This window comes from Streptomyces sp. RKAG293 (genome assembly GCF_023701745.1).
Lineage (GTDB): Bacteria > Actinomycetota > Actinomycetes > Streptomycetales > Streptomycetaceae > Actinacidiphila.
In genome coordinates, this window is sequence record NZ_JAJOZB010000001.1 from 7,020,823 (window position 1) to 7,041,339 (window position 20,517).

Genomic DNA, 20,517 nt, shown 5'->3' on the forward strand with positions numbered 1-20,517 from the left:
CGTCATCAGGTGCATGAGTATCCCTCTCCGACTTCCTGGAGATACGTGGCCGTCATCTGGCCACCACCGCGCGCGTTCTCGGAGAAGCTCATTGGTTCCATATCGGCTACGTGATTGTAGAAGTCGTTTCTCGCCGCGCGGTCGGAGAACCTTCCTCCGCCGTCCTTGTTCCAGTGGTCGACGACCGCTTCCTTGTGTTCATAGGTCACCGTCTTGCTGAACGGCTTCGGGTTCTCCGCGTTCGGATCCCAGATCATGTTGTCATTGCCGTCGCGCCAGGTCAGCTCGTCCCGTGGGATCCGGTCTCCTTTGGTGTCGAGCGGAGCCCTGCCCTGAGCCCGTCCCTCGTCGGTGTAGTGCTGGGTCATATGGTCGTGCGTGGACTGGCGATATTGCGAAGGGTACTGGCTGTCCCGCGTGTACTGCCGTTCGCCCACCTGGTCCGGGAGGCTCGGGTCACGGCCGAATCGCATGCCGTTGTTCGGGTCCTGCCAGGCCAGCCCGAGCGGGTCCATCATGGTGAACGGGTTCGGGACGTAGGCGGTGTCGTGCGAACCGGGAGCCAGCCCGAGCGGGTCCGGGGTGGCGTACTGCCCGGTTTCCGGGTCGTAGTAGCGCTGGTAGTTGTAATTCCAGCCGGTCTCCTCGTCGGCGTACTGGCCGGGGAAGCGCAGCGGGCAATCGACGCCGTCATCGCCTCCCCCCACACCGGGCCGGCCCGGGAGTGGGGCTCCCCAGAGCGTGGTGCGCTGCTGCCAGGCCAGTTCGCCGTCGTCGGAGATCAGCTCGGCCGGTGTGCCGGCCAGATCCGTGACGATGGAGTGGAAGCGGATGTCCACTTCGCCCTGCGGCGGCCAGGCGTCACCGGCGCTGCCGGACCGCGCGCTCCGCTCGCCCGCGCCCGGCCCGCCGGTCCCGAAGCCGCTGCCACGGGTGCCGGAACCGGCATCAGCGCCCGGACCCGCCGACCGGACGGTCTGGTCGAGCTGGGCCACCGGCTGGAAGCTTCCGGGGGCGTAGTCCCACGAGCTGGCACGTCCGTCCGCCGCCACCTGCTCGATGAGGCGGGCGCCGTCCCACACGAAGAGCGTCTCGTCCGTGACGCCGCCGTCGACGTCCAGCCGCTGCTTCGCCGTCCGGCGGCCGGCAGGATCGTACGTGTACCGCCACCGCGTACCGTCGGGCGTCGTCGTGGACACGAGCTGGCTCTGGCTGTTCCAGACATAGGACCGCACCCGCTTCTGCCCGTTGAGAAGCCGGTGGACGGCGCGGACTATGCGTCCCTCGGCATCGCGCTCGTAGTGGGTGCGCCCGCTGCGCTGGATCCGTGTCCCGACGAAGGTCCGTTCCACCTCACTGTCGTCGGAGCCCGGGGTGACGGCCCTGCTGATGTTGCCCACCGCGTCGTAGTTGTACCTCTCGGTCCAGCCACGCGCGTCGACGGCCTCGACGCGGCCGGCCGCGTCGAGGGTGAACTGCCGTGTCCCGGAGTTGAGTTCGGTGATCTCGATGGGGACGCCGTCCGGGCGGTACGCGTAGGTGCGCAGCTGAAGGAGGGTCTCCGTCTCCTCGGGTGTACGGGCGACACGCTGGGTGGCGATGCGTCCCGCGGTGTCCCATGACTGCTGGAGCACGACATCGCCGGGGAGCCGGCGGCCGGTCTCCTGATGTGCGCCGTCGAACTCGAAGCTGATGCGGTGACCGGCGGTGTCCAGAGCGGCTGGATGGCCTCCGGCGTCATAGGTCCAGGTGGACTCGATCCCGGTGGGGGTGCGTCGCTTGGTGCGCCGGTCGAGCACGTCGTACTCGAAGGTGGTGGTCCGGCCGTTGATGCTCTCCGACACCAGCCGGCCGGTCGCGCTGTACGCGCGTTCCACCGTGACGTCGGGGCTGACCTCTCGGACAGGATTTCCGGACGTGTCATATGTGAAGTGCGCGAAACCGTCGTCGTAGAGCATCTCGACGGTCCTGCCGAGTGCGTCCCGGCGGAAGCGGATGACCTCTCCCGCCCCGTTGGTCCGGGAGACCAGGCCGCCCATGGCGTCCACTTCGTACGTGAGCGTGCGGCCGTGGAAGTCGGTCTCCGACGCCACCCGGTTCACCTCGTCGTACACGTACTGCCAGGACCGCTCCTGAGGGTCGGTCACGCGCAGCAGATTCAATTCGGTGTCGTAACCGAACTCGTACCGGTTTCCGTCGCTGAGGCAACGGGCGGTGACCTGACCGAAGGAGCCGACCTCGAACGTGGTCGTGTTCCCCGCCCGGTCGGTCTGGGACACCAGGTTCCCTTCGGGGTCCCACTCCCAGAACTCGGTCCGGCCGTCCGGGGCTTCGCGCCATGCCGCCTTGCCCTCGGCCGTCCTGCCGAAGCGAGTCGTACGTCCCAATACGTCGGTGACGCTGCTCACGCGGCCGAAGGGGTCCCGCTCGATGGCGCTGACCGCGCCCTGGACATCGGTGAACTCCACCGGCAGGCCCGCGGCGTCACAGCGGGCCCAGCTCGTTCGTCCCGCGGCGTCCGTGGCGGACACGAGCCCACCGGTCCCGTCGTACCCGTAGTGGACCTGAGTACCCGACGGGCCGACGGTGGAGATGTGATTGCCCCGGTCGTCGTAGGTGTGCCGCCATACCCCGCCGTCGGGCGTGACGGCCTCCACCAGCTGGTGCTGCTCGTTGTAGGCGGCCGCGGTCGAGGTGCCGTCGGCCCGGATGACCGAGGTGAGGTTCCCGGCCGGGTCGTAGCTGTTGTGCGAGGCGGCGCCCAGCGCATTCGTCTGGGAGAGCAGCCGGTCGAACTCGTCCCACTCGTTGACCAGCGACTCGCCGAGCGCGTTCGTCGACGAGACGAGTTGCATCCGCTCGTTGTAGCGGTAGGTCGTGGAGTGGCCGAGCGAGTTGGTGTAAACGGTGGTTCGGGCCTCGTCGTCGTAGGCGATCGTGCAGTTCAGGACGCCGTCCTGGCCCGCGCCGCTGACGCAGCGGTCGCCCTCGTCGTACTCCCAGCTGTACCAGTGGCCGCTGCGGTCCGTCCGCCGGACGACGCGGCCCTCGGCGTCGTACTCCAGCCGCTCGGTGTTCCCCAGGGCGTCGGTGACCTCGGTGAGGTCGCCGTTGACGCTGTAGCCGTAGCGGCGCAGGACGGTGCCTTCGGTGCCGTCCTCGGTGCCGAGCAGCCGCAGGCCGGTGATGCGCCGGTCGAAGGTGTCGACGGCGAGGTGGTAGCCGCCGCTGTGCCGGACGGCGAGGGGGGTGCCGTCCGGGGCGCGCTGGATGCTGATCCGGTTCCCGTTGCGGTCGGATATCGCGGTCAGCCCGAGCGACATCAGCCCGTCGGGCGCGCCGGCCGGGGAGTCGACGGGGGTGAAGTGCCGGACGACTCCCGACGAGGGCTGGGTGATCCGGATCTCGCCGGCCGGCGTGCCGTCCCACTCCAGGGGCCAGCGGGGACCGTGGTCCGGCATGACGGGCCGGTCGGGCCGGGGGACCGGATAGACCAGCATCATCGCGTCGTCGGCGGCGAAGACCAGGCCGTCGCCGTCCGCCTCGAGCCGCTGGTCGAGCGTGGAGGACCAGGAGGGGCCGAACCAGCTGCCGGTGCGGTACGAGGACACGTGGGTGCGGGTCAGCAGCAGGGTGAGGATGCCGGCCAGGGAGACGTCCCGCTCGGCCAGCAGCATCTCGCCGGAGATCATGTCGATGGGGTCGCCGCCCTTGCAGCGCCCGGAGAACGGCTTGCCCGCCGCGACCTCGTCCTTCGCTCCCCGGCGCAGCGAGGTGAAGACGTCCTTGAACGCCTGGCCGCCCTTGCGGATGCTGTTGGCGACGTTCTCCAGGGCCTTGCCGCTCTTGAGGAGCGCGGGAAGTTCCTTGGCCATCTTGAGCAGGCCGCCGGCGGTGGTGAGCCCTTTGAACATCGGGATGCAGTCCAGGGCGGCGAACGCCACATCCCAGAGCGATGCCTTGCCCTGTGCGTATTTGACGAGGGTGTCGGCGAGGACGACGAGAGCGGCGGCGAGCACGATCCAGGCGAGGGGTCCGCCGATGATCATGACGATGATGCCGAGGACGGCGACGATGACCTTGCAGACGGCGACGATGTCGTCCCAGTGGTCGGCGACCCAGTCGACCGCCTTCTCCCACCAGTGCTTGTTCTTGATCCCGGCGTCCGAGGCCTCGTGCAGGGCGTGCTCCGCGGTCGACGCCGCAGTGTCCCGCAGGTGCGCGGCCTGGGCGGCGAGCTCCTTCGCGGCGTCCAGGCGCTGCTGGGCGTCGTGCACGGCGGTGTTCGCGGACTTCTGCGCGTTCGAGGCGTCCAACGCGTTGCGGGTGGCGGTGCGGACCTCTTCTGCGGACGGCGGCTCCACGCCCGGCTTCGGGTCGGCCTGGTACTCCTTGGACTTGTCGCCCGCCCGCTTCACCCAGGCATCGGCGGTGCCCTGGGTGGTCTTGGCGGCGTCCAGGTCCTGCCGGGCTGTGCGGCCCTGCGCCAGGGCCCGGTCGGCGTCGGCCTGCGCCGTCTCCAGCTTCGGCCAGTACGTCTCCAGCGCCCCCGACGCCAGCCGGTAGGACTTCTCCAGCTTGGTCAGCTCGTTCGGCAGATCACCGAACTGCTCCCGGTAGGCGTCCCCCGACAGGCCCGCCCAGTCCTGGACGGCGCTGTCGCCGCTCAGCCCCTTGACCGACCGCAGCGCCGACGACACGTCATCGGCGAAGTCGCCCAGCTTCCGGGCGAGCTCCTTGACCTCATACGGATCACCGGGGACCGGATCCCGGTCCAGATCCAGTACATGCCAATCCGTCGGTCGATTCGCCACGGTCCAACCCCCCATGAATGATCAACTTCGGTCCAATTGTTGCACTGGTGGAACGGCTGAATCGCCAGGGAGAGACGGGTTGTTGACAAGCTGTTACCCCGCCCGTCGCTTCGCGGCCGACCGGGGGCGGGAACGCGAAGGGCCCCGGGCGGATCGCCCGGGGCCCTTCTTCGCTGTACCGCGCACTCGGCGGCGGCGCCGTCACTGCTCGGCGCGCGCCTCACGGCGGTTGTTACGGAACGTGTTCACCCGTCGCGTCGTCGCGAAGAGCGGGATGACCGCCGCGGCGACGATCTGGAGCGCCGCACCGGTCTGGAGCAGCAGGTGCCCGCCCGGTACGTCCAGCGTCCAGGCCGCCAGGCAGCCCATGCTGATGAAGATCCAGGCCAGCGTGATCAGCGCGAGCCGGCCACGCGGCTTGGGGTACTCGACGCGGCTCATCATCAGCCACGCCACACCCACGATCGCCAGCAGCGTCGGGATGAACGGCAGCTCCAGCAGGACGACGGAGACGACCGTCATCGCGCCGAAGGGGCTCGGCATGCCCTGGAAGACCCCGTCCCGCACCGTGGTGCAGGAGAAGCGCGCGAGCCTGAGGACCACGGCGAGCAGGACCACGACGGCGGCCACCGCCGAGACCCGGCCGTGCGCATCGTCCGCGACCAGCCCCCACACCACCACGAAATACGCTGGCGCGAGTCCGAAGCTGATCAGGTCCGACAGGTTGTCGAGCTCCGCCCCCATCGCCGAGCTGCGGAGCTTGCGCGCCACCAGCCCGTCCAGGAGGTCGAAGACGGACGCCATCAGCATCAGGGTCACGGCCGTCGCGGCGTTGTGCCGCGCCATGCCGCCGTCGGCGGTGCCCATGAGGTGCGGCACCAGCACTCCGGTGGTCGTGAAGTACACGGCCATGAATCCGCAGATGGCGTTACCGAGAGTGAGGGTGTCCGCGATGGAGAGCCGGGTGGAGAGTGGGAGGTCGTCGACCTCCTCCTCCAGCTCGGTCACCCAGGGGCCTGTGTGTCGGGATCAATCACGGTCAAGACGAGTCACCCCAGCCATGGTGGTCTGGCCGACCTCGACATCGGGCAGGACGCCCTCCGGGAGGTAGATGTCGACGCGGGAGCCGAAGCGGATCAGACCGATGCGCTCGCCCTGCTCGACCTTGCTGCCCGAGGGCACGTAAGGAACGATGCGGCGGGCCACTGCGCCGGCGATCTGCACCATCTCGATGTCGCCGAGTTCGGTGTCGAAGTGCCAGACAACGCGTTCGTTGTTCTCGCTCTCCTTGTTGAACGCCGGAACGAATCCGCCGGGGATGTGCTCCACGGAGGTGACGGTGCCCGCGAGCGGTGCGCGGTTCACATGGACGTTCAGTGGGCTCATGAAGATGGCGACGCGGGTGCGCCCGTCCTTCCACGGCATGATGCTCTGCACCACGCCGTCGGCCGGTGAGATCACCCGGCCCTGAGCGATCTCCCGCTCAGGGTCACGGAAGAACCACAGCATGCCCGCCGCCAGGGCGGTGGTGGGTACGGCCACGGTCGCCCAGCGCCCGGAGCGGCGGGCGCGGGTAAGGCTGACCGCCGCGGCGGCGACGGTCGGGAGGAGCCACGGCGACGCTCCGCGCGCGAGGCGGACCCGGCCGCGAGGTGCAGAGGAATGGCTGTGGGGCATGGAAGACCTTCGTAGCGGAGGGTGCCGCAAGATGGTTCTGGGGACGGCGGCTTTACCAAGATGGTATCGGTTGCCACCCACAACTCGGCAAGCGCGAGGGCGAGTCGATGGCCGGTAAGCAATGACTGGGTGTGACCTTCACCTCGGATATATCGCTTATATCAGGACATTTAACCCTGGATACGATACTCCTCAAGAAGCCTGCGGCCAATGATCATTTTCTGGATCTCAGCGGTTCCTTCACCGATGAGGAGCATCGGGGCCTCCCGGTAGAGCCGCTCGATCTCGTACTCCTTGGAGAAGCCGTACCCGCCGTGGATGCGGAAGGCGTCCTCCACGACCTCCTTGCAGTACTCCGAGGCCAGGTACTTCGCCATGCCGGCCTCGAGGTCGTTGCGGTGGCCCGAGTCCTTCTTGCGGGCCGCGTTGACCATCATCGCGTGCGCGGCCTCGACCTTGGTCGCCATCTCGGCGAGCTTGAAGGAGATCGCCTGGTGCTCGATGATCGGCTTGCCGAAGGTGTGGCGCTGTTGCGCGTAGGAGATCCCGAGCTCGAACGCGCGCTGTGCGACTCCGCAGCCGCGCGCCGCCACATTGACCCGCCCGACCTCGACGCCGTCCATCATCTGATAGAAGCCGCGACCGCTCTGACCTCCAAGAACGCGGTTCGACGGGATCCGGACGTCCTCCAGGATCATTTCCGTCGTGTCGACGCCCTTGTAGCCCATCTTCTCGATTTTGCCGGGCACCGTGAGGCCCGGCACCGACGGATTCGGACCGAAGCCCGGCTCCTTCTCGATGAGGAAGGTCGTCATCGACTTGTGCGGCTTGGCCGCCGCTTCCTCCGGGGACAGGCCCTCGTCGGTCTTGCAGAGCACCGCCACCAGGTTGGACGAACCGCCGTTCGTCAGCCACATCTTCTGGCCGTTGATGACGTAGTCGTCGCCGTCCCTGACGCCCTTGGTGCGGATCGCGGACACATCGGAACCCATGCCGGGCTCCGACATCGAGAACGCGCCACGCACTTCACCGGCCGCCATCCGGGGCAGGAAGTACTCCTTCTGCTCCTGCGTTCCGTGCTGCTTGAGCATGTAGGCGACGATGAAGTGAGTGTTGATAATTCCGGAAACACTCATCCATCCCCGGGCAATCTCCTCGACCGTGAGGGCGTATGTGAGAAGAGACTCACCAAGACCCCCGTACTCCTCGGGAATCATCAGCCCGAAGATGCCAAGTTCCTTGAGGCCCTCAACGATTTCGGTGGGGTACTCGTCGCGGTGTTCCAGCTCCGTCGCGACCGGCAGGATCTCCTTGTCCACGAAGCTGCGGACGGTGGAGAGGATCTCCCGCTGGATGTCGGTCAGCCCGTCGGTGTGCGCAAGACGCGTCATGTCACTTCTCCTGCAGCTCGGGGCGGCCGGGCTGCTCGCCGCCGCGTTCCTTGATGTACGTGGCCGTGGGAACCATGACCTTGCGGCGGAAGACGCACACCATGGTGCCGTCCTGCTTGTAGCCCTTGGTCTCGACGTGGACGATGCCGCGGTCGTCCTTCGACTTGGACGGCCACTTGTCCAGGACGGTGGTCTGCCCGTAGATGGTGTCGCCGTGGAACGTCGGCGCCACGTGCTTGAGCGACTCGACCTCCAGGTTGGCGATCGCCTTGCCCGACACGTCCGGCACGGACATGCCCAGCAGCAGGGAGTAGATGTAGTTCCCCACCACGACGTTCTTGCCGAAGTCGGTGGTGTTCTCGGCGTAGTTCGCGTCCATGTGGAGCGGGTGGTGGTTCATCGTGAGGAGGCAGAAGAGATGGTCGTCGTACTCGGTGACCGTCTTTCCGGGCCAGTGCTTGTAGACGGCACCGACCTCGAACTCTTCGTAAGTGCGACCGAACTGCACCGTCATACCTCCAACTTGTTCGCGAGCCGGATCTCGTCCACGATCCGCCCGATGATCTCAGTGATACCGAAGTCCTTCGGGGTGAACACCGCCGCCACCCCGGCGGCCCGCAGCGCCGCCGCGTCCGCCGGCGGGATGATCCCGCCGGCGATCACGGGTACGTCGTCCACCCCGGCCCTGCGCAGCCGGTCCAGCACGTCCGGCACGAGCGCCGCGTGCGAACCGGACAGGATCGACAGACCCACGCAGTGCACATCCTCGGCCACGGCCGCGGAGACGATCTGCTCGGGGGTGAGCCGGATGCCCTGGTAGACCACCTCGAAGCCCGCGTCACGGGCCCGTACGGCGATCTGCTCGGCGCCGTTGGAGTGCCCGTCGAGACCCGGCTTGCCGACCAGCAGCCGGAGCTTGCCGCTGCCGAGTTCGGCGGCGGTCGCGGCGACCTTGCGGCGGACCTCGGCCAGCGGGGTGCCCGCCTCGGCGGTGACCGCCACCGGGGCGCTGCTGACGCCCGTCGGGGCGCGGAACTCGCCGAAGACGTCCCGCAGCGCCCAGGACCACTCGCCGGTCGTGACACCGGCGCGTACGCAGGCCAGCGTGGGGGCCATCAGGTTCTCGCTGCCCGCCGCCGCGGCCTTCAGCGCCGCCACCGACTCCTGGGCGCGCTGCTCGTCGCGGTTGTCCCGCCAGGTGTGCAGCGCGCTCACGACGCGCGCCTCGTTGGCCGGGTCGACGGTCATGATGGCGGTGTCGAGGTCGGCGGTGAGCGGGCTGGGCTCGGTGCCCTGGTACGAGTTGACGCCGACGATCTTCTCCTCGCCCGACTCGATGCGGGCGCGGCGCTCGGCGTGCGAGGAGACCAGCGCCGACTTCAGATAGCCGGACTCGACGGCGGCCATGGCGCCGCCCATCTTCTCGATGCGCTCCATCTCGGCCGTCACCAGCTCCATGAGCTCGGTGACCTTGGCCTCGATGACATGGCTGCCGTCGAAGATGTCCTCGTACTCCAGCAGGTCGCTCTCATGGGCCAGCACCTGCTGGATGCGCAGGCTCCACTGCTGGTCCCAGGGCCGGGGCAGGCCCAGCGCCTCGTTCCAGGCGGGAAGCTGCACCGCGCGGGCGCGGGCGTCCTTGGAGAGGGTGACGGCCAGCATCTCCAGGACGATGCGCTGGACGTTGTTCTCCGGCTGGGCCTCGGTCAGCCCCAGCGAGTTGACCTGCACGCCGTAGCGGAAACGGCGCTGCTTGGCGTCCTCGATGCCGTACCGCTCCCGGGTGACGGTGTCCCAGAGGCGGCCGAAGGCCCGCATCTTGCACATCTCCTCGATGAAGCGGACACCCGCGTTCACGAAGAAGGAGATCCGGGCGACCACCTCGCCGCGGCGGTCCTCCGGGATCTGCCCGGAGGCGAACACCGCGTCCAGGACGGCGATCGCGGTGGACATCGCGAAGGCGATCTCCTGGACCGGCGTGGCCCCGGCCTCCTGCAGGTGGTAGCTGCAGATGTTGATCGGGTTCCACTTGGGGATGTTGTTGACCGTGTACGTGATCATGTCGGTGGTCAGCCGCAGCGAGGGGCCGGGCGGGAAGACGTGCGTCCCGCGCGACAGGTACTCCTTGACGATGTCGTTCTGCGTCGTCCCCTGGAGCTTGGTGATGTCCGCGCCCTGCTCCTCGGCGACCACCTGATACATCGCCAGCAGCCACATGGCGGTGGCGTTGATGGTCATCGAGGTGTTCATCCCCTCCAGGGGATGTCCTGGAAGAGCCGCCGCATGTCACCGATGTGCGAGACCGGGACGCCGACCCGGCCGACCTCGCCGCGGGCGAGGATGTGGTCGGGGTCGTAGCCGGTCTGGGTCGGCAGGTCGAACGCGACGGACAGGCCGGTCTGCCCCTTCGCGAGGTTGTTCTTGTACAACTCGTTGGACGCCTCGGCGGTGGAGTGACCGGCATACGTCCGCATGAGCCACGGACGGTCCTTTTCGCGTCGCGGCATCAGATGTTCCGGAAGCGGTTGATGGCCGGGAGGTGCTTCTCGCGCATTTCGTGGTCGGTGACGCCGAGGCCCTCGCCCGGGGCCAGCGCCAGGACGCCGACCTTGCCCTGGTGGAGGTTGCGGTGCACGTCGTAGGCGGCCTGGCCGGTCTCCTCCAGGGTGTACGTCTTGGACAGGGTCGGGTGGATCTTGCCCTTGGCGACCAGCCGGTTGGCCTCCCATGCCTCGCGGTAGTTCGCGAAGTGCGAGCCGACGATCTTCTTGAGCGACATCCACAGGTACCGGTTGTCGTACTCGTGGGTGTAGCCCGAGGTCGAGGCGCAGGTGACGATGGTGCCGCCCTTGCGGGTGACGTACACGCTCGCGCCGAAGGTCTCGCGGCCGGGGTGCTCGAAGACGATGTCGACGTCCTCGCCGCCGGTCAGTTCGCGGATCCGCTTGCCCAGCCGCTTCCACTCGCGCGGGTCCTGGGTGTGCTCGTCCTTCCAGAACTTGTAGTCCTCGGCGTTGCGGTCGATGATCGCCTCGGCGCCCATCGCCCGGCAGATGTCGGCCTTCTTGTCGCTGGAGACCACGCAGATCGGGTTGGCGCCGCCGGCCAGCGCGAACTGGGTGGCGTAGGAGCCGAGGCCGCCGGACGCGCCCCAGATCAGGACGTTGTCGCCCTGCTTCATGCCGGCGCCGTTGCGGGACACCAGCTGGCGGTAGGCGGTGGAGTTGACCAGGCCGGGAGCGGCGGCCTCCTCCCAGCTGAGGTGCGCGGGCTTGGGCATCAGCTGGTTGGACTTGACCAGCGCGATCTCGGCGAGACCGCCGAAGTTGGTCTCGAAGCCCCAGATCCGCTGCTCGGGGTCGAGCATCGTGTCGTTGTGGCCGTCGGAGGACTCCAGCTCGACGGACAGGCAGTGCGCCACGACCTTGTCGCCGGGCCGCCAGGCGTTGACGCCGGGCCCGGTGCGCAGCACGACGCCCGCGAGGTCGGAACCGATCACGTGGTAGGGCAGGTCATGCCGCTTGGTCAGCGGCGAGAGCTTCCCATACCGCTCCAGGAAGCTGAACGTGGAGACCGGCTCGAAGATCGAGGTCCACACGGAGTTGTAGTTCACCGAGCTGGCCATGACGGCGACGAGGGCCTCACCGGGACCGAGTTCGGGGACCGGCACGTCGTCCAGGTGCAGCGACTTGCGCGGGTCCTTGTCACGGCTGTCGAGGCCGGTGAACATCTCGGCCTCGTCCTTGTGGACGGTGATGCCGCGGTACGACTCCGGCAGCGGCAGGGCCGCGAAGTCGGCGGCCGAACGGTCCGAGTTGTCCGAGCTGTCCGACGCGAGAATCGCGTCCAGAATTTCCTTCACGGGGTGCCTCCGGCGAAGCGCGACGTAGAAACGTTTGAGGGAACGTCGGCGAGGGCTGACGGGTGACTGGTGCCGTCGGTTCGGCGGGGGTGCTGCTCCCGTGACGGTCGCACGGGTGGAACCGGTGCGCGCGGTGGCGCGGTGGTTCCCCCGGACGGGATCCGGGGGTGCCTGTGACGCAGGCGTCCGGGCCTTTGGGGACAGACGGCGTGCGTGGGATCACCACACGCCGGCCGCCCGGACACGGCTTACGTTATGGCACGGGGTGCCACTCGTAAAGACACTGCGTGCCAACAATTTCTCTCAAGTGTCATCCCGTCGCCACAAACGAGCAACAGCGGCCGCCCGGATCGCCCGGACGGCCGCTGTTCCATACCTCTGAGGGGGCTCCGCAGGGCGGTCAGTCGCCCCGCAGCGCCCGTTCGATGATCCGCATCACCTCGGCGGGCGAGGCGTCCGTACGCGCCACCGTGACCACGACCTCGCCGGTCTGCGAGACCGCCGCGGCGGGCGCCGGAGCGGGGCCCGCCGGCCGCCCGACCCCTATGCCGGTGCCGAACGTCACCTTGATCACATCGAAGGCGTGATCCAGCTGCGCCTCCACGTCGCCCTTGCCGCCGGCCCGAAGCCAGCGCCGCAGCACATGGTTGTGCGCCGCCACCACGGCCGACGCGGCGACCTCGGCCAGCAGCGGGTCGTCGTCGCCGTCGTGGTGCGCCGACTCGTCGAAGTGGCCCAGCAGATAACGGGTGAAGAGCCGCTCGTAGCGGGCCACCGAAGCGATCTCGCGCTCCCGCAGCGTCGGTACCTCACGAGTCAGCCGGTACCGCTCCACGGAGACCTCGGGGGACTCCGCGTACATCCGCAGCACCTCGGTGATGCCGCGGCACACGGTGTCCAGCGGGTGCTCATGGGGTTCGGCGGAGTCCAGGACGGCCTGGACCCGCACCAGGGTGTCGTCGTGGTCGGGGAAGATCGCCTCTTCCTTGGACCGGAAGTGCCGGAAGAACGTCCTGCGGGCCACCCCGGCCGCCGCCGCGATGTCGTCGACGGTCGTGGCCTCGTACCCCCGGTCCGCGAACAGGTGCATCGCGGACGCGGCGAGGTCCTGCCGCACCCGGTGGCGCTGGGCGGCGGCACGGCGGCCGTTCGCCGTCGCCGGCGCGGGGCCTTCTGCGGTGGTCTTCGTCGCGGACTTGAGGGGCTGGGCCATACGTGGAACGTACTCCATGGCCGGGCCCGCGCGGGACGTACGGGGCGGCCGGGACGGCCCGCGCGGGCCGAGCAGACCACCCCAGCCGCCCTCATGATCAGCGCCGGGCATACTCGCGGAAGCCGCGGCCCGTCTTGCGGCCCAGGCACCCCGCCGACACCAGGTGTTCCAGCAGCGGCGAGGGCGCCAGGCCCGGGTCGCGGAACTCCTTGTGCAGCACCTGCTCGATCGCCAGGGACACGTCCAGGCCGACGACGTCCAGCAGCTCGAACGGGCCCATCGGGTACCCGCCGCCGAGCTTCATGGCGGTGTCGATGTCCGCCACCGTCGCGTAGTTCTCCTGGACCATCTTCACGGCGTTGTTCAGGTACGGGAACAGCAGCGCGTTGACGATGAAGCCGGCCCGGTCCCCGCAGTCCACGGCGTGCTTGCGCACCTTCGTGCACACCTCGCGGACGGTGGCGTGCACATCGTCCGAGGTCAGGACGGTACGGACCACCTCGACGAGCTTCATCGCGGGCGCCGGGTTGAAGAAGTGCATCCCGATCACGTCCCGCGGGCGCGCGGTGGCGCGGGCGATGGCGATGACGGGCAGCGAGGACGTCGTGGTGGCCAGCACCGCACCGGGCTTGCACACCTCGTCCAGCGCGGCGAAGAGCGCCTGCTTGACGGCGAGGTCCTCGGCGACCGCCTCGACGGCCAGATCGACGTCGCCGAAGGCGTCGTACGAGCCGGCCGGCGTCACCCGGGCGACGGCCGCGTCGCGCTGCTCCTGCGTCAGCCGCCCCTTGGCGACCGAGCGGTCCAGCGACTTGGCCAGCTTGGCGACGGCCTGGTCGGCCTTCTCCTGCGAGCGGGCGGCCAGCACGACGTCGTAGCCGGCCTTCGCGAAGACCTCGGCGATACCGGTCGCCATGGTGCCGGATCCGGCGACGCCCACACTGCGGACGTCGCGGCCCGCGACACCGGCGGCCCCGGCGGTGCCCGGGGTCGAGGCGTCGGTGACGACGACCTCGCTGCCGGGAGCCTCGTAGGTGTAGAAACCGCGGCCCGACTTGCGGCCCGACAGACCGGCGGCGGCCAGCTGGCCGAGGATCGGGGCGGGCGCGTGCAGCCGGTCGTGGGACGCCTCGTACATCGCCTCCAGGACGGTCTGCGCGGTGTCGATGCCGATCAGGTCGAGCAGCGCCAGCGGGCCCATCGGCAGGCCGCAGCCGAGCCGCATCGCCGCGTCGATGTCCTCGCGGGTCGCGTACTTCGACTCGTACATCGCCGCGGCCTGGTTGAGATAGCCGAACAGCAGGCCGTCCGCGATGAAGCCGGGACGGTCGCCGACCGGGACCGGCTCCTTGCCGAGCGCGCGCACCAGCGCGGTCACCGAGGCGGTCGCCTCCGGCGAGGTCAGGACGGTGGAGACCACCTCGACCAGCTTCATGGCGGGCGCCGGGGCGAAGAAGTGCAGCCCGAGGACGCGGTCCGGGCGCGAGGTGTGCGAGGCCAGCCGGGTCACCGACAGGGCGTTGGTGCCGGTCGCGATGATGGCGTCCGGCTTCACGATCACGTCGAGCGCCTCGAAGACCGCCTGCTTGGCCTCGAACTGCTCGTTCACGACCTCGATGACCAGATCGGCCTCGGCGGCCGCCTGCAGGTCGGGGAAGGTGCGGAACCGCGCGAGGGTGTCGGCGCGCTCGGCCTCGGTGAGCCGGCCGCGCTCCACGGCACGCGCCGTGGACTGGTCCAGTGCCGTGACAGCCGTGCGGGCGGCGGTGTCGCTGATGTCGATGCCGATGACCTCATGGCCGGCGCGGGCCATGACCTCGGCGATTCCGGCGCCCATGGTGCCGAGGCCGATGACGGCGACGGTGGGCAGGGCGAGGGAGGGCAGGGGACTGCTGCTGGACGGACGGTCCATCGCGAAACTCCAGATGCTGAGGAGACCGCGGCTGCCGGGAGGCGCGCGCGGCTGAGGAGTTGGTGGAGTCGCGGGCCACGGAGATGGGGTGGATGCCCGCATGAGGGTGAGGGGCGGGCCCTGTCCCGGGGCCGCGCCGCGATGGTGCCGAACCGACGTGAAGTGTTGCGTGCTGCTGAGCGGTGGTGCGTGCCAGGACCGCGTACGGGTGGTGCGTTCCGGGCTGTGCGCGGCGGCTGCGTCACCAGGCTGCCGTGCACGTTGGTCCGAGGGTAACCGGCCGGTAACCTACGCGCCAGACCACCGCCCATGTGATCTGTGCCGCGTACAGATGAGCGCGCCGTAGGCTGAGCGGGTGGATTCCGCAGCGCGCGACGAACTGGCCGGCGTACTCACCGCACCGGGACAGCCCCTGGAAGCCAGGGAGGCCGCCGCCGTGGCCCTGGCTACCGCGGGCGACCGGAGGGCCTTCGAAACCCTCGCCCTCCTGCTCAACTACCGCGAGCCGGAACGGGCCGAGAACGCGGCCCGCGCACTGGCCCTTCTGGGGGACCCGCGCACCGCGCGGGCCGCCGCCGCGCTCGCGACCAATCCGCTCCGGGTCGCCTACGCCGTACCGCCGATCCGGCTGCTCGTCCAACTGAGGGCGCCGGAATCCGTCCCCGCGCTCATCGAGACCCTGGACCGGCTGCTGGCCGAGCGGACCCTCGGCTGGGACGCCGTCCCCGCCTGCGTGGAGGGGCTCGGCGAGCTGGGCGACCCCCGGGCGGCGACCGTACTGCGGGCCGCGTGCGCGCATCCGCGACTGCGCACGGCCGCCGCCGCGGCCCTCGAACGGATCGGCGGCTACGAGGCGGACGCGTCCGACACGCAGGTCGCTTCCGACGAGGCGCCGCGCACGTAGCGCACCTCTCGCAGGAACACGTCGTCGTAGTCCTCCTGCTGTTCGGCGCCGTCGGCCACGAAGCCGGCCCTCTCGTAGAAGCGGCGGGCGCGCGCGTTGTCGGCCAGCACCCAGAGCCGCAGCCGCGGGAAGCCGCGGTCCGCCGCGCGGGCCAGCACCGCGCTGATGAGCGCCCGGCCCGCGCCGGTGCCGATCCGGTCCGGGCGGACGTAGATCGCGTACAGCTCGCCGTCGCCCGGCTCGGCGTCGTCGCCCCGGTACGGGCCGTGGGCGGCCCAGCCGGTGACCTCGGTCCCGTCGGCCGACACGAGGTTCTCCACCCGGCCGGTGTCGTGGGCGAACCACTCGCGGCGCCGGGCCGCGTCCTCCGGCGCCGACATCGCGTCGAGGTAGTCCTGCGGCACGATGCCGGCGTACGCGCTCTGCCAGCCGTGCACCCGGATCGCGGAAACGGCGTCGATGTCGTCGCCGGTCATCACTCGAACGTCGGTCATGGGCAGGAGATTAGAGCAGCGACAACTGGGTCGGTCCCGCGGCCTGCACCGGGGCGGCGGCGGGCGGCGGGACGGCCCGCAGGGCGCCGGAACGGTTCGGGCCGATGCCGAACTCCGTGGCGAACTCGTGCACCTGGCGGGTGATGCGCCGCTGGTACCAGGTGGGGGCGTACGAACCCTCCGCGTAGAGCGACTTGTAGCGGCTGAGCAGCCGCGGATGGTGCACGGAGAGCCAGGCCAGGTACCACTCGCGGGCACCCGGCCGCAGATGCAGCACGAGCGGGGTGACGGAGGTGGCCCCGGACCGCGCGATGGCGCGGACGGTGTCACGCAGCTGCTCGGGGGAGTCGCTGAGGTACGGCAGGACGGGGGCCATCAGCACGCCGCAGCGGATGCCGTTGTCGTTCAGCGTCCGGCAGACCTCCAGCCGCTTGCCGGGGGACGGCGTACCGGGCTCGACGGTGCGCCACAGCTCGCGGTCGAGGAAGCCGACGGAGACCGCCGTGGAGACCTCGGTGACCCGGGCCGCCTGCCGCAGCAGGTCCAGATCGCGCAGGATCAGCGAGCCCTTGGTGAGGATCGAGAACGGATTGGCGTGGTCGCGCAGCGCGCCGATGATGCCGGGCATGAGCTGGTAGCGGCCCTCGGCGCGCTGGTAGCAGTCCACATTGGTGCCCATGGCGATGTGCTGGCCCTGCCAGCGCGGGCCGGCGAGCTCCTTGCGCAGCAGCTCGGGCGCGTTCACCTTGACGATGATCTGCGAGTCGAAGTCGAGCCCGGTGTCGAGGTCCAGATAGCTGTGCGTCTTGCGGGCGAAACAGTAGACGCAGGCGTGGCTGCATCCCCGGTACGGGTTGACCGTCCAGTCGAACGGCATCTGCGAGGCGCCCGGCACGCGGTTCACGATCGACCGGGCCCGTACCTCGTGGAAGGTGATGCCGCGGAATTCGGGGGTGTCGAAGGTCCGGGTGACCACGTCCGTCCCGAACAGTGCGGGCGTGGTGGCGGTGGCGGCCTCGTCGCGGCCCAGGTTGTCCCAGCGCATGACGCCCTCCTCAGTAGCTCCTCCATAGAATAGAACACATATTCGGTTAGCGCGTGTGGTTGGCTTGCCCGGCACATGCGGGCACGGACCGGAGGAGAAGAAATGGCGCAGGTCGAGGCCACCACCCAGCGGGTCATCGAAGCGGAACCGGAGCGGGTGTACGACGCTCTCGCGGACTACGCGGGCACCAGGAAGACCCTGCTCCCCGAGCAGTTCAGCGAGTACGAGGTCCGCGAGGGCGGCAGCGGCGCCGGCACGCTGGTGCACTGGAAGCTGCAGGCGACCAGCAAGCGGATCCGCGACTGCCTCTTCGACGTCACCGCGCCGACCACCGGGCAGCTGGTCGAGGCCGACCGCAACTCGTCCATGGTCACCACGTGGACGGTGACCCCGGCCGGTGCCGGGCAGTCCAAGGTCGTCTCCACCACCACGTGGGACGGCGCCGGCGGCATCGGCGGCTTCTTCGAGCGGACGTTCGCACCCAAGGGACTCGGGCGCATCTACGACGAGGTGCTCGCGAAGCTGGCCGCCGAGGTCGAGACGGCCGCGTAGCCGTCGCTGCGATGGAGCCCCCGTCCGGGTTCGATCGTTCACTGATACGGGTGGTTCTGCATCGCTTCGGAGAATCGTCGCGCTTGTTCGTCGTTGTCGCTTAATGCGGGAATTGGGTGACGAGGCAGGCGCGACGAGGGGAGCGGCACGTGGGCGGAACCACTCTGGCCGAACGGGCCGGAAGGTCCGGACGGGCCGAACCGGCGGACGGCGCGGCATCGGCCGGCCCTGAACCGGCCGATGCCCCGCCGCCCGGCGCGGACGGCCCGTCCGGTTCGGCCACCGGCATTCCGCCGGCCGACCTGACCCCGCGCCGAGTGCGGCTGGTCTTCCTCGGCCTGATGCTCACCCTGCTGCTCGCCGCCCTCGACCAGATGATCGTGGCGACCGCCCTCCCGAAGATCGTCGGGGAGCTGCACGGCCTGGAGAAGATGTCCTGGGCCGTCACCGCGTACCTGCTCGCGTCGACCATCGGCCTGCCGATCTACGGCAAGCTCGGCGACCTCTTCGGCCGCAAACGGGTCTTCCAGTTCGCGATCATCGTCTTCGTCATCGGCTCCGCGCTGGCCGGCTGGTCACGCACCATGGACCAGCTGATCGCCTTCCGCGCGGTGCAGGGCGTCGGCGGCGGCGGGCTCATGATCGGTGTGCAGGCGATCATGGCGGACATCGTCCCGCCCCGCGAACGCGGCCGCTACATGGGCCTGATCGGCGCCGCCTACGGGGTGGCGTCGGTGGCCGGACCGCTGCTCGGCGGCTTCTTCACCGACCACGCCTCCTGGCGCTGGTGCTTCTACATCAATGTGCCGTTCGGCCTGTTCACCCTCGCCCTCATCACCGTCGTACTGCGGCTGCCGCGCCCCACGATCCGGCCCCGCCTCGACGTGCTGGGCGCGCTGCTGCTCGCGGCCGGCTCCACCTGTCTGGTGCTGCTGACCAGTTGGGGCGGCACCACCTACGCCTGGCGCTCGGAGATGATCGTCGGGCTCGGCGCGGGCGCCCTCGCCAGCGCCGTGCTCTTCGTCCTGACCGAGCACTTCGCGGCCGAACCCGTCATCCCGCTGCGGCTGTTCCGTGACGGCATCTTCAACGTCACCGCGATGGTCGGCGCGGTCGTCGGCGTCGCGCTCTTCGGCGCCGCCAGCTACCTGCCGACCTTCCTGCAGATGGTCGACGGTGCCAGCGCCACCGGCTCCGGGCTGCTGATGCTCCCGATGATGCTCGGCGTCGTCCTCGCCTCGGTCGCCTCCGGGCAGCTGATCAGCAGGACCGGCCGCTACAAGATCTTCCCGCTGATCGGCGGCGCGCTCTCCGCGCTCGGCATGTGGCTGCTGTCCCTGCTGGACGCGAGCACCTCCCGGATCGAGTACAGCGCCTTCATGGCCGTGCTCGGCCTCGGCATCGGGCTCATGCTGCCGGTCCTGGTGCTCGCCGTGCAGAACTCGGTGCGCCCGGCCGACATCGGCGCCGCCACCAGCGCCAACAACTACTTCCGGCAGATCGGCGGCTCCGTCGGAGCGGCCGTCTTCGGCACGCTGTTCGCCAACCGGCTGGCCGACCAGCTCGCCGTCGAACTCCCGCGCGGCGCCCATCTGCCGGACCCGCAGTCGATCACCCCGCAGCTGGTGCACACGCTGCCCGCCGCGCTGCGCGATGGCTACGTCCAGGCGTACGCCGTGGCCATGCCGCGGATCTTCCTGTACCTGGTGCCGGTGCTCGTCCTCGGCTTCCTGCTCGCATTCCTCCTGAAGGAGAAACCCCTGGTGACCCAGCATGGTCCCGTCTCCGACCCCGCCGTCCCCCGGCCAGGACGGCCGTCGGCCGCACCGCCGACGCCGGGGGAGTCCCGGTCTGCGGCACCGTCCAGCACTCCGACGGCACCTCGGTGGGCCGGGCCGCGCTCACCCTGATCGACGTCACCGGCCGGCAGATCGGCCGCGGGGCGACGGGCGAGGACGGGCGGTACGCGCTGAGCACCCCCGGCACCGGCAGCTATGTGCTGATCGCGGCCGCGGGCGGGCATCAGCCGCAGGCCGTCAGCGTGACGGTCGGCGACCGGCCGGTCGAGCTGGACGTGGTGCTCGGCGGCGCCGGCCGGCTGGCCGGCACGGTGCACACCTCGGACGGCACCCCGGTCCGCGACGCCATCGTGACGCTCACCGACGTACGCGGCGACGTCGTCTCCAGCACCCGCAGCGCCCGCGAGGGCAGCTACGTGCTGACCGATCTGGTGGCGGGCGAGTACACGCTGGCCGCCAGCGCTCCCGCCTACCGCCCGGCCGCGCTGCCGGTCTCGGTGCAGGCCGCCCGGGAGACCCGGCAGGACGTCGAACTGGCCGGCGGCGCGGTGCTGCGCGGCACGGTGCGGGCGCCCGGCGGCCGGGTGGTCGAGGACGCCCGGGTCACCCTGCTCGACGCGGCGGGCAACGTGGTGGACTCGGTGACGACGGGGGCCGACGGCCTCTTCCGCTTCGTCGATCTGGCGGCCGGCGAGTACACCGTGATCGCCGCCGGGTATCCGCCGGTGGCCACCGTCCTTCAGGTCGCCGGCGGTGGGCGCACCGAACGCGATCTGCAGCTGGGGCACGAGGACTGACGCAGGGGCTGACAGGGCGCGCGGATGACGTGGAACTCCCTCGGCGCCCGGGTGCGG

11 protein-coding genes and 3 pseudogenes are annotated in these 20,517 nt (G+C 69.9%); 3 read left to right on the forward strand and 11 right to left on the reverse strand.

Features of this window, described 5'->3' with window-relative positions; genetic code table 11:
• Positions 1 to 5 precede the first annotated feature (5 nt).
• From LNW72_RS31095 to LNW72_RS31135, 9 genes and pseudogenes are all read right to left on the reverse strand, one after another.
• Complete coding sequence (locus tag LNW72_RS31095; RefSeq protein WP_250978394.1) at positions 6 to 4,814, reverse strand: DUF6531 domain-containing protein; 4,809 nt, start codon at positions 4,812 to 4,814, stop codon at positions 6 to 8.
• Between the two features lie 201 nt (positions 4,815 to 5,015).
• A pseudogene (pssA, locus tag LNW72_RS31100) lies at positions 5,016 to 5,857 on the reverse strand (CDP-diacylglycerol--serine O-phosphatidyltransferase).
• Positions 5,844 to 6,491, reverse strand: coding sequence for a phosphatidylserine decarboxylase (locus LNW72_RS31105; protein ID WP_250978395.1), 648 nt, complete (start codon positions 6,489 to 6,491; stop codon positions 5,844 to 5,846). The pseudogene pssA and the gene LNW72_RS31105 overlap by 14 nt, the downstream one beginning before the upstream one ends.
• A 170-nt stretch (positions 6,492 to 6,661) precedes the next feature.
• Positions 6,662 to 7,882: an acyl-CoA dehydrogenase family protein gene (locus LNW72_RS31110; protein WP_250978396.1), complete on the reverse strand. Its 1,221-nt coding sequence runs from the start codon at positions 7,880 to 7,882 to the stop codon at positions 6,662 to 6,664.
• A gap of 1 nt (position 7,883) precedes the next feature.
• Entirely contained in the window at positions 7,884 to 8,390 is a 507-nt protein-coding gene (locus LNW72_RS31115) for a MaoC family dehydratase (RefSeq protein WP_138355605.1), read from the reverse strand.
• Positions 8,391 to 8,392: 2 nt separating this feature from the next.
• Positions 8,393 to 10,389, reverse strand: a pseudogene (locus LNW72_RS31120) (protein meaA).
• Positions 10,389 to 11,744 (reverse strand): crotonyl-CoA carboxylase/reductase, encoded by a 1,356-nt coding sequence (gene ccrA, locus LNW72_RS31125; RefSeq protein ID WP_250978397.1) that lies wholly within the window; start codon positions 11,742 to 11,744, stop codon positions 10,389 to 10,391. The pseudogene LNW72_RS31120 and the gene ccrA overlap by 1 nt, the downstream one beginning before the upstream one ends.
• Before the next feature lie 400 nt (positions 11,745 to 12,144).
• Positions 12,145 to 12,975, reverse strand: a complete 831-nt coding sequence (locus tag LNW72_RS31130) for a TetR family transcriptional regulator (RefSeq protein ID WP_374117431.1) — start codon at positions 12,973 to 12,975, stop codon at positions 12,145 to 12,147.
• A 79-nt stretch (positions 12,976 to 13,054) separates the two neighbouring features.
• Positions 13,055 to 14,869, reverse strand: a complete 1,815-nt coding sequence (locus tag LNW72_RS31135) for a 3-hydroxybutyryl-CoA dehydrogenase (RefSeq protein WP_250978399.1) — start codon at positions 14,867 to 14,869, stop codon at positions 13,055 to 13,057.
• A 355-nt stretch (positions 14,870 to 15,224) separates the two neighbouring features.
• Between LNW72_RS31135 and LNW72_RS31140 the strand changes: the two genes are divergently transcribed.
• Positions 15,225 to 15,773 (forward strand): adenylosuccinate lyase, encoded by a 549-nt coding sequence (locus LNW72_RS31140; protein ID WP_250978400.1) that lies wholly within the window; start codon positions 15,225 to 15,227, stop codon positions 15,771 to 15,773.
• On the opposite strand, the gene LNW72_RS31145 is transcribed toward LNW72_RS31140, so the two are convergent.
• Together LNW72_RS31145 and LNW72_RS31150 are read right to left on the reverse strand one after the other, a co-directional pair.
• The gene (locus LNW72_RS31145) at positions 15,716 to 16,267 is read right to left on the reverse strand and encodes a GNAT family N-acetyltransferase (RefSeq protein ID WP_250978401.1); all 552 of its coding nucleotides are present in this window, start codon (positions 16,265 to 16,267) and stop codon (positions 15,716 to 15,718) included. The genes LNW72_RS31140 and LNW72_RS31145 overlap by 58 nt on opposite strands.
• Before the next feature lie 10 nt (positions 16,268 to 16,277).
• Positions 16,278 to 17,312, reverse strand: coding sequence for an Rv2578c family radical SAM protein (locus LNW72_RS31150; protein ID WP_250978402.1), 1,035 nt, complete (start codon positions 17,310 to 17,312; stop codon positions 16,278 to 16,280).
• Positions 17,313 to 17,414: 102 nt separating this feature from the next.
• Here LNW72_RS31150 and LNW72_RS31155 point away from each other — a divergent pair, with 102 nt between their 5' ends.
• Positions 17,415 to 17,864, forward strand: a complete 450-nt coding sequence (locus LNW72_RS31155) for an SRPBCC family protein (protein WP_250978403.1) — start codon at positions 17,415 to 17,417, stop codon at positions 17,862 to 17,864.
• 149 nt (positions 17,865 to 18,013) lie between these two features.
• Positions 18,014 to 20,460 (forward strand): annotated as a pseudogene (locus LNW72_RS31160) (MFS transporter).
• Positions 20,461 to 20,517: the final 57 nt, after the last annotated feature.